The organism is Ectobacillus polymachus, from assembly GCF_048159605.1.
GTDB classification, from domain to species: Bacteria; Bacillota; Bacilli; order Bacillales; family Bacillaceae_G; genus Ectobacillus; species Ectobacillus polymachus.
The window spans coordinates 607721-623726 of the sequence record NZ_JBLREB010000002.1 but is presented as its reverse complement, the minus strand read 5'-3'; the positions used below and the strand labels follow the sequence as shown (position 1 = coordinate 623726).

Sequence of the window (16006 nt, the reverse complement as noted above, 5' to 3'; positions counted from 1 at the left end):
ACCCACGGCGAAAATAGGATTTTCACCATGGGTCACGTTTAGAGCTACCTCTTCAGTTCTTATTAGATGTAGCTTCTACAAAACTACAACGCGAATGCTTCTTCCTCAATTATCTTTGCAGCGATAGCACGCTTTTTCGTAATCACATCTACTGGCGTAAAGCGGGTAAATTTACGAAGCGCGGCTAGCATCATCCGGAGAGAATCTCCGCTTTCGACTGCTACTAATGTTTCCTTCGCATGTGCTTCAATTTGCAAGAATGCCTCTTGGCAAAATACTTCCGTATAGAGAAGCTTTTGCCGGCTCTTTTCAAGTCCTTTTCTAGCAATGGCTTTTTCCGTCCGAAGCAAGATAGATTCCATCGCATATATATTGCTGACAATATCGGCAATATTAACAAGGATTTCCTGCTGCTTATCGAGCTGCTTTCCATACTTTTGCGCTGCAAGGCCTGTAATAAGAATACCGATCTTTTTGGAGTTGCGAACAAGATATTTCTCTTGTTCGAGTGGTGCATCTCCTACCTCTTCTGGCGCTAGCATCATAAGCTCTTCTTGCAGCTGCTGTGCTTTTTGCAACAATGGCAATTCACCTTTTAACGCTTTGCGAAGAAATGTACCTGGTACGAGCAGGCGGTTAATTTCATTCGTACCTTCAAAAATGCGGTTAATACGAGAATCACGGTACATTCTTTCAATCTCGTATTCAGCCATAAAGCCATAGCCGCCATGAATTTGCAAACCTTCATCTACAACATAATCAAGGACTTCCGAGCCGAATATTTTATTCAATGAACATTCAATCGCATATTCTGCAATGCTATCTGCAACTGCTTTTCCGTTTTTCACTTCTTCATCTGTTAGCGTACCCATACGCGCTTCAAACAGTCCGACCGTACGATAGACCGAGCTTTCCGCTGCATAGATCTTCATCGCCATATTTGCTAATTTTTCTTGAATAAGCGGGAAGTTCACAATTGGCTGCTTAAACTGCTGCCGTTGCTTTGCATATTGTGCCGAAATTTCAAGGGCGCGCTTCGATGAACCGACTGTGCCTACCCCTAATTTATAGCGACCAATATTTAAAATATTAAAGGCAATGATGTGTCCTTTTCCAACCTCTCCTAATACATTTTCTACCGGTACGAGTGCATCCTGAAAGATTACCGTACGAGTTGATGACGACTTAATTCCCATTTTCTTTTCTTCTGAACCAGTGGAGATACCAGGGAATTCTCGTTCGACAATAAAGGCTGTAAAATGCTCGCCATCAATTTTCGCATATACGATGAAAACATCAGCAAATGCCGAATTTGTAATCCACTGCTTTTCTCCATTCAAAATATAATGCGTGCCATTCGGATGCAAACGTGCTGTCGTTTTTGCACCGAGTGCATCCGATCCGGAACCCGGCTCGGTAAGTGCATAAGCGGCTAGTTTTTCACCCGTTGCAAGAGCTGGCAAGTATTTTTTCTTTTGCTCTTCATTACCAAACAAGACAATTGGTAATGATCCAATACCTACGTGTGCTCCGTGGGAAATAGCGAACCCTCCTGCACGAGAAAATTTTTCTGCAATTAAAGCAGAACTAATTTTATCTAGTCCGATTCCACCGTATTCCTCAGGCACATCTGCCCCAAGAAGCCCTAGCTGACCAGCAGCCTTTAATAATCGTACAGAGCGGTCAAATTCATGCTGTTCCAAATACTCAAGCTCAGGCAACACTTCATTTACGATAAAGTTCTCCGTGGTTTTCGCAATTAATTCATGCTCTTCTGTGTAATCCTCTGGAGTAAACACTTGCTGTGGTGTAATTTCATCAAGTAGAAAACTTCCGCCCTTGACTGCACTTCCAACCGTTCTTTCCATTCATACTCCTCCTTATTGGATTCAATCTATTTGGCATTACAATAGCTCAAATACACCAGCTGCGCCCATTCCTCCGCCAATACACATCGTCACGATACCGAATTGCTCGCCGCGGCGTTTCATTTCATGGATAAGAGATAGCGTAAGCTTCGTACCTGTACATCCAAGTGGATGGCCAAAAGCAATCGCCCCGCCATTTACATTTACCTTCTCTTCATCTAGGCCGAGCTCACGTATAACTTGAATAGACTGCGATGCAAAGGCTTCATTAAGTTCAAATAAGCCAATATCGGAAAGCTCTAAACCTGCAAGACGCAGTGCTTTCGGAATCGCAGCAACCGGTCCAATCCCCATAACTTCTGGAGGAACTCCTGCTACAGCAAACGAACGAAATTTCGCAAGCGGCTGTTGACCTTCTGCTATCGCCTTTTCCAGGTCCATCAGTAGAACAGCGGCAGCTCCGTCGCTCAACTGTGAAGAATTTCCAGCTGTAACAGATCCACGTACATGAAAGGATGGACGAAGCTGACTAAGGATCGCTTGGGTTGTCTCCTGACGAACTCCTTCATCTTTCGTAAACGTAAATGTTTTTTCATATGGTTTATTACGGTCATCTACTCCTCGAATGGTTACTTCAACCGGAACCGTTTCTTTGTCAAATCTTCCGTTTTCTAGTGCTGCTGCTGCACGCTGATGACTTCGAACTGCAAATGTATCCTGATCCTCACGGCTTATTCCATACTTATTCGCGACTTGTTCCGCTGTATGTCCCATGCTCATATAATATTCAGGTGCATGCTCTGCTAATTTACTATTAAGCCTTACGACATGTCCCGTCATCGGCACAAGACTCATCGACTCTGCTCCTCCTGCAAGAATCGTGTCTGCATGCCCTAGCATAATCCGCTCCGCACCGTAAGCAATGCTTTGTAAGCCAGATGAACAAAAACGGTTGATGGTAACAGCAGGAACGGTATGTGAGATACCTGCCAGCGCTCCGATATTACGAGCCATATTCATCCCTTGCTCAGCTTCCGGTATAGCACAGCCGAAAATAATATCATCGATGTCTCCTTCATAGTTATTTGCCCTTTTCAACGTTTCCTTTACAACAAGCGCACCTAAGTCATCTGGACGAACGGTAGCAAGCGCCCCTTTTTTTGCTTTTCCAACTGGCGTTCTCGCACCTGCAACAATTACAGCTTCTCTCATCTACTCATCCCCCTAATTACGTAGCGGTTTTCCTTTTATTAGCATGTGCTGCATTCTTGCTTGTGATTTCATATCTTGAATGAGACTTACAAATGCTTCACGCTCTAAATCGAGTAAATATTGCTCATCAACCTCTGTTCCATATGGGACCTTTCCTCCAGCAATGACATAAGCAAGCTTTTTCGCAATTTCCAAATCGTACTTAGAAATATATCCAGATTGGTACATCGCTTGTGCACCAATTACTAACGTTGCGTACCCCGTTTCTCCTACTACAGGAATCTTTCCTCGTACTGGCGGCTTATAGCCGGCTTCGTACAAAGCAAGAGCCTTCTGCTTCGCATCATATAATAAATGATCAGGATTAACACTAATCGCATCCTTATCTCCTAAAAAGTTCGTTGCTATCGCTTCCTGTGCAGATGTCGACACCTTTGCCATTGCAATCGTTTCAAATACTTTATTTGCAACCTTCTGCAAGTCAAAATCTACCCCGTTAGCCATTTTATTAAGATGCTTGATATACAATTCCTTATTGCCTCCGCCGCCAGGAATTAATCCTACACCGACCTCAACAAGACCGATATACGTTTCACTAGAAGCTTGGATGCTGGCGGCCGGCAAACAAACTTCAGCGCCGCCACCAAGTGTCATGCCATGCGGAGCTACGACAACAGGCTTCGAACTATACTTTACTTTCATAAGAGTATTTTGAAATTGCTTAACTACTAAGCTAATTTCATCATAGTTTTCATCCTGTGCTTCCATTAACATCATCGCAAGATTTGCCCCGACGCAGAAATTCTTCCCTTGATTTCCGATTACGAGTCCTTTATAATTCCGTTCCACTTCGTCGATTGCATAGGAAAGCATTTGTGTAATATCCGTTCCAATCGCATTATTTTGGGAATGAAATTCAAGGCATAGTACTCCATCCCCGATGTCAATCAAGCTTGCACCGCTGTTCTTCTTTATTACACCTTCTTTTACTTGCCGCAGTACAATGTTCTTTTTATTTTGTTCGACTGCTTTATATGCACCGGTATCATAATAAAAGGTATTTCCATTATCCTGTTTATAAAATGTTTCGAACCCTTTTGCCAGCATCTCCTCGACCCAATTTGGTACTTTCATACCGTTCTCTTTCATCTTCTCTACGGAACGGCGAACACCGATAGCATCCCACGTTTCAAACGGACCAAGCTCCCAGCCAAATCCCCATTTCATCGCCTGATCAATAGAAACAATGGAATCTGCTATATCTTTATATAATTTTGCTGCATACAGCAGCGTTGGCATAATAATAGCTTGCAGCAATTTACCTGCACGATCTTCTGCATAGATAAGTGCTTTAATCCGGTTTTCTACTTTCTTTTCTTGCTTGCTCATTTCAACCGAATCGGTAACAAGTTTCTTTCTTGGCTCATATTGAAGCGTACTTGGATTCAACTCGAGAATGTCTTTCCCTTGCTTCAAGAAAAATCCTTGCCCTGATTTGCTGCCAAGCCAATTGTTTTTAAGCATCGTCAGCATGAATTCCGGTACTTTGAATATATTACGTTCTTCTTCTCGAACATTTTCATACACGTTATTCGATACATGAACGAATGTATCAAGCCCAACAACATCAAGTGTACGGAATGTTGCACTTTTTGGACGTCCAATTAGCGGACCTGTGATAGAATCAACCTCGCCTGCACTGTATCCTCGTGCAACCATTTCCTGTACAGTCACGAGTAAGCCGTAAGTACCTATACGGTTTGCAATAAAATTCGGTGTATCCTTTGCAATGACAACACCTTTACCAAGAATATCTTCTCCGAATCTTTTCATAAATGCTACTACGCTAGGATTTGTCTTCTGTGTTGGAATCATTTCAAGTAATTTTAAATATCGAGGCGGATTAAAAAAGTGTGTACCTAAAAAATGTGCTTGAAAGTCTTCTGAACGACCTTCTACCATTGCTTCTATAGAAATACCGGAAGTATTCGAGCTTACAATCGTGCCTGGCTTACGAACACGATCTATTTTTTCAAATAATTGCTGCTTAACTTCCAGCTTCTCCACCACAACTTCAATAATCCAATCGACATCTTTCAGGCGGACCAAATCATCTTCGATATTCCCTGCTTCAATCAAGATACTATTTTTTTTCGCAGTAAGAGGTGCGGGCTTTTGTTTCGCTAACTTTTCTATAGCGCTAAGGCTGAATCGATTACGTACTTCTTTGCTCTCCAGTGTTAATCCTTTGACAATTTCCTTATCTGTAAGCGTTTTCGGAACAATGTCTAATAAAAGTGTCGGAATCCCTATGTTTGCTAAGTGCGCTGCAATTCCAGACCCCATTACACCTGAACCAAGAACAGCAGCCTTTTGAATTTGAAACATCCCTTTTCCCCCTTAACACTTGAATGAATACTCATTCATTTTTTCTGTAAAAAAAATGCTGCTCTATTGAATGAGTTATCTACTTTAAAATATAATCCATCGGCTGAAAATTCGCAATATATTCACTAATAAATTTTATCAAAGCTTACATAATTTAACTTTGTTTGGTGAATATACAAACGGGAGGTGATCGTAATGGCCAAAATGAAAAAAAATCCTTCTAAAGGTGCTATTAGTGCAGCAAGCGCAAAAGGAAGTGCTTCTTTTGGAAAGCAGCCAGTAGAAAAAGGACGACAAAGCAACAACCAGCAGTACGGGAAGCAAAATATGGGAGAAGAATAGGCGAAACTCATGCATAATGGAATTTAGAGCTTTGACTTTTTACGAGCGGATGTGAATACATGATGATGCGGAAATTGATCTGGATAAGCGGGATGGTATTCTTTTTTATACTCCTTTCCTTTTTCTTCTTTGTAAGAACGGAAACGAGGGCGTTCCCTTCTGAGCCAGATATTACGGGAAAATACGGTGTTGTAATGGATGCTGCTTCTGGGGAGATCCTGTACGGAAAAAATGAAAGGTCCTCCTCTCCCCCTGCAAGTCTAGCTAAAGTGATGACCGCCTTATTGTTACTAGAGAAAGTAGGACCTGAGGAAGAAATCACGATAACCAAGCATGCAATTGATACAGAGGCAGGTACTTCGAAGCTTACACTGCATACAGGTGAAAAGCTAAAACGGGATGAAGCATTAAAGCTTATGCTAACGATTAGTGTAGATCAAGTAGCAGAATCGGTTGCTGAGCATATAGCTGGCTCTAAAGAAAAGTTTGTTCAGCTAATGAATGAACGTGCGAAAGAGCTTGGTGCAATGAACACAAGCTTTCGTAATGCCAGTGGTGCAGATGCATTAGGTATGCAAGTAACTCCCTATGATATTGCTTGTATTACGAAAGAAGCCATTATTCATCCCGAAGTACTGCAAGCAATGGGTATGGTATCAGCGACGGTTCATACATCCGAGCAACAAAAAGAAATTACAAACAGCGGGAGAATAGCTCTCTTTCATGATCCCTATGCCATTGCTAGTAAAAGCGGACGAACCGACATGTCTGGTTACACTCTCGTTGCCATTGAAGAAAAAAATGGTCGAAAAATTATTACAGTCCTCTTAAAGTCAGATAAGGACCATCTTTACCAAGACGCAGAAAAAATGGCTCACTATGCTCTAAAATAAGAAAAATAGACCACTCCGGTCTATTTTTCTTATTTTTTGGCTATGTTAAAGCTTGTTGTTGATTTTGCCACGAGGTTGATTGGAGCGGAAATCAACAAGCGAATGTAACAGAGCCTATTTTTTAAACAAACTTTTCAAGACAAACTTAACATTTGCAGGTCGCTCTGCAAGGCGACGCATAAAATAACCATACCAATCCTTTCCGTATGGTACATATACACGCATATTATAGCCTTCATTTGCAAGCTCAGCTTGTCTTTCTGGCCGAATTCCATACAACATTTGAAACTCAAAGCTAGAACGTGGAATTTGATACTCCTGGGTAAACTGCTTTACATATTCGATGATGGAATCATCATGGGTCGCAATAGCTGTAAAGTTACCATTAAGAAGATGAATCCGAACTAATCGCTTATAGTTTTCATCCACATCTTTTTTATCTGGAAATGCTACCTGCGGCGACTCTTTGTAAGCCCCTTTTACAATGCGCAAATTGGGATGATACTCGTTCAATTCTTCCATATCTTTTTCCGACCGAAATAAATAAGCTTGCAGAACAGTTCCTACATTATCATACTCCGCCTTTAATAATCTAAAAATATCCAATGTTCTTTGACAGCGAGTATAATCCTCCATATCAATCGTTACAAAGACTCCGTTTTCCCTCGCAGCCTTTAATATGCGACGCATATGAAATAAAGCAAGATTTTCAGAAAGATCGAGTCCCAATGAGGTTAATTTTATTGAGAGCTGTGCCTGTAATGACAGCTTCCCTATTGCGTAAATAGCTGCAATCGCTTGATCTGCCATTTCTCTTGCCTCATGCTCATCGTTAATAAACTCTCCTAAATAATCAACGGTTACAGCCAAATTCTTTTTATTTAAACTTCGAATCACCGCAATCGTAGATTGAATTGTTTCACCAGCAACAAAGCGTGATGCACCGAAGCGTAAGCCAAACCGCTTTGCTATTTTTATTAACGTTTTATTTTTAGATAATAGCAAAAAAAAGTCGTGAAGCAGCTGATTCATTTCATTCACCTCTGTGCGTAAGATCGTTACAAACGAATCAGTATCCATCTACTTTCTTACTTCTTGTTACGTTTTTCTTCATTCTTTTCTTTTATCTCTTGCACGATATGCAGCATCATGTTTTTCGCTTCTGGGTACTCTGTATTCCAATGCTTCGCTAACGCTGGCATAGACTTCGCAATTTGTGAATATAAAGCCCAAATTTTCACTTTCTCCTTCCATTCCTCACTGCTTTCCCCTAGTAAAAGCTCTGTATATTTTTCCAGTAAACCGTCGATTTGCTCCTGAAATGTTTGATCCATTCTTTTCATCCTTTCGTTACTTCTATTATATTGGGAATTGGATAGAAGCAGGAATAGCCGCTATACAGAAGTCTATGTAGCGGTTATTCAATATATATCCCTATTAACTGGGGAAGATCCCCTTTGCAAAAGTTTCATTATTTAAGTTTTGACTGTACAGATTGAAGCTTCTTTTCCATCGTACTTTCCTGATCACGTCGATCATCAATACGAATCGTCGTAGAAACACGAGCTGCGCCTTTTTGGAACGGCACTTCATGCATCTGTTGGATTACTTCCATTAAAACGGGTAGTTCTCCTTCTATTACCGTGTTCATTGGAGTAAGCTTATATTTCACACGATTTGCATATTGCTCCAGCACTTTATGCACCTCTGCAACATATGAGCTTACACTCGTTGAGCCTGTGCCAATAGGTATAATACTAATGTCAACAATAGCCACTCTTAATTCCTCCTTATTCTTCTTTCAGTGCTACTACTCACTCGCTATTCATTGTAACGCAAGAGATGAGAGAATGTAAAAAGAGGCTTACCCAAATGGTCGCCTCTTTGAATTGTACGCTCTATTTTTAAATGAGATTTATTTATTAAGCGAAAAGAACAGAAAACACTACGATAATAGCTGAAAGTGCCGCTGTTGCTCCACCATATCCAATCCAATCCATTTTTTTGCTTACTAATACTTGTTCGTTTTCCATGCTTCTCGCTCTCCTCACGGTTTTATTTTTGTAATGTTTATTAGAATTTATCAAGATTCTGTTACGTAATCTTATCTCCTGTAACTTTTGTAACATTAATGTAACACAACGAATTCTTTAGAGCAATACAAAATTACATATTTTTTCGCTTTTTTTATACACAATATTTACCATTTCATTTTCTAAAAACATAAGGTAGCGTGAAAACCTGTATGTCCCTACAGATAGGTAGGAAAATTTCCTATAATTTTTTCTTCCCACTTGTATGAACATCATGTAGTATATTTATATAGATTTTTTGTTTAGAAGAAACAACTAAGTGTATCTATTTCATCATCTAAACTGAAATTCACATATACTTGTGAGACGTTTCATAAAATGAAAAAGAACCAAGTTATCCATATGTTATTGAACAAGCAGCCTTCGTTAGCATACTATAAAAAGACTTTTCTCCTCCCTTTATACAAGCTAGAGTGAGAAAAAGTCTTTTATTCTATCTATTAGATATACACGTTTTAATAAGCAATACCTGAATAAAATAGCAAGTTTATGGAAATCTTCAGAAATTCTTAAGGATTATGTTACAATTTCTTTAGCTTTTTGCTATACAATGAATCATGAACACTATAATTCAAATCCTTCAAGGAGGACAAAATGAGAGCACAGCCTAAAGTACTACTCATTACAGCTAGCTTTGGGAACGGCCATAACCAAGTATCTCATGCGTTAAAACATACGTTTGAGGAATTTGGAATTGGCACTGTTGAAATTTTTGACCTATATGCCGAAGCTTATCCGTATTGGAATGAAGCTGCGAAATTTTTATACAAGCAATCTTTCTCGATTGGTTCTTCCCTTTATAAAATGTTTTTCTATGGTATGAATAAAATGTACACTACGAAAGCTGGAAAGCTGTATTGTAAGCTAGGCGAAAAACAATTGGAGACCATTATTCAATCCAAGCAGCCTGACATTGTCATTACTACTTTCCCTGTAGGAACCGTACCTGAATGGCGAAGAAAATCGCAAAATAAATTTCGTATCTATACTGTTGTAACAGACTATTGCCTGCACAGTACTTGGGTACATTCTGAAATTGATCGTTATTATGTTGCTACGGAAGATGTAAAACAAAAGATTGTTCAAAGCGGTATTCCTGCAGAAAAGATTTATGTCAGCGGTATTCCGATTCGCAAAGCATTTGAAACGGAGCGAGACATCTCTTCTCTATTACAGAAATATCAATTACACCCAAATAAGAAAAAGCTTCTTATTATGGCAGGTGCGCAAGGGGTTGTAAAAGATTTAAAGTGGATTGCATCCCAGCTCTTAGACCGCAGTGACATGGAAATGATTATTGTATGCGGCCGTAATCAAAAGCTTTACAATCAATTAAGCAAATTAAAAAGCCGTTATGATAATCAGTTGAAATTATTTGGCTATGTCGATGATGTTCACGAATTATACGAGTTAGCGGATATTATGATTACAAAACCAGGCGGCATTACCTTATCGGAATCGATTGCGACAAATCTTCCTACTATTTTATATAAGCCAGTACCTGGCCAAGAAAATGAAAATTCACTTTACTTCTGTAAAATCGGCGCTTCCGTTACTGTTCGAGATAAAGAAAGCATCGTTACAGAAACACTGTACCTATTAAATCATTCCAATAAACTAACAGAAATGCGCCAAGCTTTAAATCATTTGCATCGTCATGAAAGTTCTCAACAAATCGTAACAGACATTCTGCAATCCTTTGCATAAGCGAAAGCATCCAACCTATACTTGGCCTAGCATCAGCAATCATACGGTTTATTTCTTCCTTATATATAGTAAAAAAAAGAAGATAGAATCATCTATCTTCTTTTTTTAATAAGAATGGATCATTTGCATGATACGCTCTGTTTACTTTCGGTACATATAGCATCATTTTCTCCCTCGCAAAGTCCCTAGCATCACGCTCCATCGTTCTCGCTTCGTATGGAAGATAGCGTTCCATTTTAAATCGTTTCTGTCCGTGTTTGCTCTGATACTCAATATGATGATGAATTTCATGAAGAAGTGTAACAAGCAGCTGCTCGTAAGTATCCCAAGCAAAAATAAAAATAATTTTCTTTCCTAGATGGTAGAAGCCATTCATAGGAAGAAGAAATTCCTCCTCCTCTTCTCCAAGCGCCAGCAATATTTCGTTGGCATCACAAGTATCACAGAATATAACAGGAGCATCGTAGTGCGGATATAAAGACATAATGTCAGTTTTTACTTGCCCAATCTCCCACGGAAAATCCTCATCAATCACATACCAGTTTTCGACTTGCATATATTCTTTATGCAGCGAGAACTTCATCTGATCTCTCCTTCCTTCTTAGCAAAGTACGAGTGGATTCCGATATTATGAAAAAAAAAATCTCACATACAATTATGTTTCACAATTTGGTTGATTTTTAGTAAAAACGATGCAAAAAAATCTTTCCTATTCTGTACGTAAATTCCTTGAAAGGGTTTTCAAAAATTATATGAAGATTAAAATAATTCCGCCTTAATGAAAAGTAGTTGTGTTAACTGGCAAAAAGATTTATTCTCGTCTTGTAGAATGAAAAGCGGACATCGTTCGCTAGAAAATTCTAAAACTATATTCTTTCTTAATCTTTAAAAAAAGAACTTGGAGATGACAATTTTTATGGCGCATTTAGGCGATGCCGACTTCGTTCCTGAGACATCTTTCTTATCCTTACCCATCTTGAAAACAAGACACGCAGAGCTTATTATTCAGCTGGCTGTCATATTCATTGCCTCTATTCTATATGCAATATCAATGAATATGTTTTTTATTCCTCACAAAATGATTAGTGGTGGTTTTGCAGGAATCGGGATGATTATTGGGTATCTCACACATGCCAATATAGGAACGTTGATTTTCATGTTAAACATTCCCTTATTTTATTTTAGTTATAAATATTTAGGGAAAAAAATTACGTATTTAACTATTTATTTTATTGCGGTATCAACTATCGCCATGGCAGTTATTCCCGTACAACAGCTTTCGAATGATATCTTATTATCCTCTATTTTTGGTGGTATTTTGTGCGGAGCATCAACTGGTATCATATTTCGATATGCTTCCTCTACTGGGGGCTTTGATATTATCGGACTATTGGTAGCAAAACGCAGAGATATTTCGATTGGTGAGCTTATTTTTATCTTTAATAGTTTACTGCTAGTAGTGGCTGGATTTATTTTTGGATGGGATATTACACTATACACATTGATTAGTAGATTCGTTGTTGGTAAAGTAACGGACACGATTCATACGAAGCATATTAAATTAACAGTTATGATTGTGACAGAACAAGGTGCAGCTGTGAAACAAACATTACTCAATCAATGCATTCGCGGCATCACGATGGTAGATGCTGTCGGAGCGTATACTGATCATGTGAAGAAAGTCATCTACACCGTTATCACCCGTTACGAATTAGGTGAAGTAAAGCGACTCGTTCGTGAGGTGGATCCAACTGCGTTTATTAATATTACCGAAACAGTTGAGGTAGTAGGCCGATTTAAACGAATATGAAGTAAAAATGGATAATTAATCCAATTTTATAATAAAAAGAGACCGTTAGCTAGAGCATCTTTGAAATATAAGGTGCTAGCTAACGGTTTTTCTTTAGCATCTAGGAATAAAAACATTCCTTACTTTTTATAATGAATCGAATACAAGTCACGTCTACGATCTTTAAGCTGACGCACCGTACCAGACTGACGCTGTCTTCGCAAAATCTCTAAATCAACATCTCCTATAACAACCATTTCAATGTTTGGATTGCATTCTCCGACAATACCATCGCGTGCAAATTCAAAATCAGACGGCGAGAAAATGGCTGATTGAGCATATTGAATATCCATATTTTTAACCTGTGGCAAGTTTCCGACTGTGCCTGTGATAACCGTATATACTTGATTTTCGATTGCGCGTGCTTGGGAACAATAGCGGACACGCAAATAACCTTGACGATCTTCTGTGCAAAACGGCGTAAAAATGATTCGAGCTCCTTTATCGACTGCAATGCGAGCCAGTTCTGGGAATTCGATATCATAACATATTTGAATAGCAATTTTCCCACAATCCGTATCAAATACTTTCACTTCGTCGCCTTCACTAATTCCCCACCATTTTGTTTCATTTGGTGTAATATGAAGTTTGTATTGCTTCTCAATCGTTCCATCCCGGCGGAATAGATAGGATATATTGAATATTTCCCCATCCTCTTCGACAAAGTGGGAGCCGCCTATAATATTGACGTTATATTTCACAGCTAAATCAGTAAACAAGTTAATATAGTCCTCGGTATATTCGCTAATCCGTTGAACTGCAAGGCTTGGAGACTTCTCCTGCATAAACGACATCAGCTGGGTTGTAAATATTTCTGGAAATACAGCAAAGTCAGAGCCCGCATCAGAAGCAACACCAGTGTAATATTCTACCTGCGTTGCAAATTCTTCGAAGGAATGAATTTGCTTCATCATATATTGGACTGCACAAATTCGAACTGGTAATGAAGTTTTATAATAACGCTTTGTATTCGGCTGATAATCCACATTATTCCATTCCATCAAGGTAGCATACTGCTTCGATGCTTTATCATCAGGAAGGTATCCTGGGTTAATTCGCATCAGCATAAAACCGTTTAATGCTTGAAAGGATAAAACGGGGTCATATATTTTATGATGAATGACTTCATCTACATATTCTCTCGGAGATAAGGTATTTGCATATTTATGATAATTAGGAATCCGCCCGCCAATGATAATACTCTTTAAATTCAGCATGCGAGCTAGATCCTTACGCGCCTCATACAAGCGATAGCCAATTTTCATACGACGGTATTCAGGATGTACCATAACCTCAATTCCATACATATTGTAGCCATCCGGATTGTGATTTGTAATATAACCGTTATCTGTAATATCATCCCATGTATGGCGATCATCATATTCATCAAAGTTAATTAACAAACTAGAGCAAGATCCTATTATTTTTCCTTCGAATTCTGCACAAAATTGTCCTTCTGGAAAATGCACGATATGGCTCTCTAATTGCCCCTTTGTCCATGGATCCATTCCTGGAAAACAAGAAGCTTGCATAGCAATAATACTATCGATATCCTTATTTTCAATATTACGAATTAGAATCTTCTTCTCGAATTTTTTTAAATCCAATTGATCAGACATACTATATACTCCTTTTATTCCGTTCAAAAAAGAATTTTGAGAACGGTGTACTACATTCCATTTCTTAGTATACCTCAATTAAAGGGAGGATTACATGAGATCTAGAATTGTACTTTTCATCTAAATGAATACGAATCACTTTATTGACTTTCATGAAAAGAGATGATAGGATAAAACCAACTATACCAATATGAATATTTGTAATTTTATCAAGAGTGAACGAGAGATCTGGCTCTATGACTTCACAGCAACCTCCTTTAGGAAAGGTGCTCCTACCAGCAAAGCAACTGCTTTGGTTGATAAAAATGGAGGAAACTCTTTTTGCAACCAAAAGCAGAGAGAGTTTTTTATTTTGTTAATAAGGAGGATATGCATATGAAAAACTCATATTCGATACTATCAGGAGCAGAACCATTTTTCTTTGCAGGCAATGACATTGGTATTTTAGTTTCGCACGGATTTAATGGCACACCACAAAGCATGCGATACGTTGGAGAAAGGCTTGCAGAAAGTGGATATACTGTTTTAGGAGTTAGGTTGGCGGGACATGGTACGCATTACAAGGATTTGGAGCGATGCTGCTACGAGGATTGGATGCAAAGCCTTAAGGAAGGGTATGAACGCCTTGCAAAGCATTGTAAGTACATTTACATTGTCGGACAATCTATGGGCGGCACACTCGCCCTCACGCTCGCCAGTTCTTATAGATTTGCTGGCGTAATTACCATTAATGCTGCATTCTCGGTTCCGTGCTATGAAGCCTATGAATCTACAAGCTCACCAAAATATATTGATGAATCACTTCCAGACACGAAAGACTCTTCTGTGCATGAGATTGTTTACGATACAGTTCCTGTGTCATCTATTAGACAGCTCCTTCGCTTTATACAGGATGCAAAAACAAGCCTATCATCCGTTCTCTGTCCTGTCTTACTGCTTCATTCGGTAGAAGATCATGTCGTCCCTGCCTCATCTGCACATCAAGTCTATGATACGATTGGCTCTACCGAAAAAAAATCTATTCCTCTAATGAATTCCTACCATGTTGCATCAATGGATTTTGATAAGGACCTCATTGTAAGCTACTGCAGGCAATTCATCGAAGGGAAAGGAAGCCTTCTGAATTCTTGCGGGCGCAAACTTAACACATCAACCATCTAAAAAACGAGCATCGGATTATTCCGATGCTCGTTTTGTTACATGAGGTTTAAGATAGATCTTCCGATTAGTTGCTGACTAGGAGAATCCTGCTCCTCTTTACCCTTTATTTGTTCCATTTCATCTTTAATTCGTTTCATCTTTGCATCTAAATATTGAATCATTTCCGCAGTTTCTTTTAATTGATTGGTCAGCCGCTCCGGAACCGTCTTATCAAACTTGTAATAAATTTTATGCTCTAGGCTTGCCCAGAAATCCATCGCTACCGTTCGAATTTGAATTTCCACCTTCACATGCTCCGTTCGTGTTGAAAGAAACACTGGTATTTCCACAATAAGATGCAAGCTTTGATAGCCATTTGGCTTTGGATGCTGAATATAATCCTTCACCCGTAAAATATTGATATCATCCTGGCTCTGAATAATTTCAAAAATTTCATAGATATCCGAAACGAAGGAACACGTAACACGAACACCAGCAATATCATGAATATGTTCTTTTGCATTCGCTACTGTTATCTCTAGCTCTTTGCGTTCCAGTTTGTTGACGATGCTTTCAGGGCTCTTAATTCTCGATTTAATATGTTCAATTGGATTATGCTGATGTACAAATTGAAATTCTTCATTTAGTATGGTTAACTTTGTATCTATTTCATCTAATGCGAATTTATATATAAATAAAAAATTCTTCCATTCTGCAATTTGTTCTTGAATCATTTGACGCATACATGTATCACCTTTTCTTCTATTTTCTGATACTACTTATACTGTATCAAATTCTTATGAACTTTTCATGAAATCTATATGACTAGTTCATGACAAACAGATTGCAAAGAAGAAAGATAAAGTGAAACTAACTTTGAGTTATCCGCCCAAAG

General features: G+C 38.9%; 14 protein-coding genes and 1 riboswitch. Of the genes, 5 read left to right on the top strand and 9 right to left on the bottom strand.

All coding sequences use genetic code 11. The features are described 5' to 3' along the window. Window positions 1-83: 83 nt before the first annotated feature. Genes ACM5BR_RS13625 through ACM5BR_RS13615 form a run of 3 tightly spaced genes read right to left on the bottom strand, consistent with a single transcriptional unit; the run spans window position 84 to window position 5468 of the window. Window positions 84-1868 (bottom strand): acyl-CoA dehydrogenase family protein, encoded by a 1785-nt coding sequence (locus ACM5BR_RS13625; protein ID WP_416828501.1) that lies wholly within the window; start codon window positions 1866-1868, stop codon window positions 84-86. A 36-nt stretch (window positions 1869-1904) separates the two neighbouring features. Next, window positions 1905-3080, bottom strand: coding sequence for an acetyl-CoA C-acetyltransferase (locus ACM5BR_RS13620; RefSeq protein ID WP_416828500.1), 1176 nt, complete (start codon window positions 3078-3080; stop codon window positions 1905-1907). A gap of 12 nt (window positions 3081-3092) precedes the next feature. After that, window positions 3093-5468 carry a 3-hydroxyacyl-CoA dehydrogenase/enoyl-CoA hydratase family protein gene (locus ACM5BR_RS13615; protein ID WP_416828499.1) on the bottom strand — a complete coding sequence of 792 codons (2376 nt, stop codon included), beginning with the start codon at window positions 5466-5468 and terminating at the stop codon, window positions 3093-3095. Window positions 5469-5663: 195 nt separating this feature from the next. Between ACM5BR_RS13615 and ACM5BR_RS13610 the strand changes: the two genes are divergently transcribed. Further along, window positions 5664-5810: a YuzL family protein gene (locus tag ACM5BR_RS13610; RefSeq protein ID WP_416828498.1), complete on the top strand. Its 147-nt coding sequence runs from the start codon at window positions 5664-5666 to the stop codon at window positions 5808-5810. 62 nt (window positions 5811-5872) lie between these two features. Next, on the top strand, window positions 5873-6703 hold the full coding sequence (locus tag ACM5BR_RS13605; protein WP_416828609.1) for a D-alanyl-D-alanine carboxypeptidase family protein: 831 nt from the start codon (window positions 5873-5875) through the stop codon (window positions 6701-6703). A gap of 114 nt (window positions 6704-6817) precedes the next feature. On the opposite strand, the gene ACM5BR_RS13600 is transcribed toward ACM5BR_RS13605, so the two are convergent. From ACM5BR_RS13600 to ACM5BR_RS13590, 3 genes are all read right to left on the bottom strand, one after another. After that, window positions 6818-7735, bottom strand: a complete 918-nt coding sequence (locus tag ACM5BR_RS13600) for a proline dehydrogenase family protein (RefSeq protein WP_416828608.1) — start codon at window positions 7733-7735, stop codon at window positions 6818-6820. 56 nt (window positions 7736-7791) lie between these two features. Further along, a complete protein-coding gene (locus tag ACM5BR_RS13595) occupies window positions 7792-8037 on the bottom strand; it encodes a DUF2573 family protein (RefSeq protein WP_416828497.1) in 246 nt (81 codons plus the stop codon). Between the two features lie 137 nt (window positions 8038-8174). Continuing rightward, window positions 8175-8480 (bottom strand): MTH1187 family thiamine-binding protein, encoded by a 306-nt coding sequence (locus ACM5BR_RS13590; RefSeq protein ID WP_416828496.1) that lies wholly within the window; start codon window positions 8478-8480, stop codon window positions 8175-8177. A gap of 910 nt (window positions 8481-9390) precedes the next feature. Here ACM5BR_RS13590 and ACM5BR_RS13585 point away from each other — a divergent pair. Further along, window positions 9391-10503, top strand: a complete 1113-nt coding sequence (locus ACM5BR_RS13585) for an MGDG synthase family glycosyltransferase (protein ID WP_416828495.1) — start codon at window positions 9391-9393, stop codon at window positions 10501-10503. 88 nt (window positions 10504-10591) lie between these two features. Here the strand turns inward: ACM5BR_RS13585 and ACM5BR_RS13580 are convergent, their stop codons facing one another. Continuing rightward, on the bottom strand, window positions 10592-11086 hold the full coding sequence (locus ACM5BR_RS13580) for a DUF3920 family protein (protein WP_416828494.1): 495 nt from the start codon (window positions 11084-11086) through the stop codon (window positions 10592-10594). Window positions 11087-11419: 333 nt separating this feature from the next. Between ACM5BR_RS13580 and ACM5BR_RS13575 the strand changes: the two genes are divergently transcribed. Then, window positions 11420-12313 (top strand): YitT family protein, encoded by an 894-nt coding sequence (locus ACM5BR_RS13575; RefSeq protein ID WP_416828493.1) that lies wholly within the window; start codon window positions 11420-11422, stop codon window positions 12311-12313. Between the two features lie 119 nt (window positions 12314-12432). On the opposite strand, the gene ACM5BR_RS13570 is transcribed toward ACM5BR_RS13575, so the two are convergent. Continuing rightward, entirely contained in the window at window positions 12433-13971 is a 1539-nt protein-coding gene (locus tag ACM5BR_RS13570; protein WP_416828492.1) for a GNAT family N-acetyltransferase, read from the bottom strand. 203 nt (window positions 13972-14174) lie between these two features. Further along, window positions 14175-14277: riboswitch (SAM riboswitch) on the top strand. A gap of 69 nt (window positions 14278-14346) precedes the next feature. Between ACM5BR_RS13570 and ACM5BR_RS13565 the strand changes: the two genes are divergently transcribed. Next, window positions 14347-15132, top strand: coding sequence for an alpha/beta hydrolase (locus ACM5BR_RS13565; protein WP_416828491.1), 786 nt, complete (start codon window positions 14347-14349; stop codon window positions 15130-15132). Window positions 15133-15167: 35 nt separating this feature from the next. Here the strand turns inward: ACM5BR_RS13565 and ACM5BR_RS13560 are convergent, their stop codons facing one another. Continuing rightward, on the bottom strand, window positions 15168-15854 hold the full coding sequence (locus tag ACM5BR_RS13560) for a GTP pyrophosphokinase (RefSeq protein ID WP_416828490.1): 687 nt from the start codon (window positions 15852-15854) through the stop codon (window positions 15168-15170). Window positions 15855-16006: the final 152 nt, after the last annotated feature.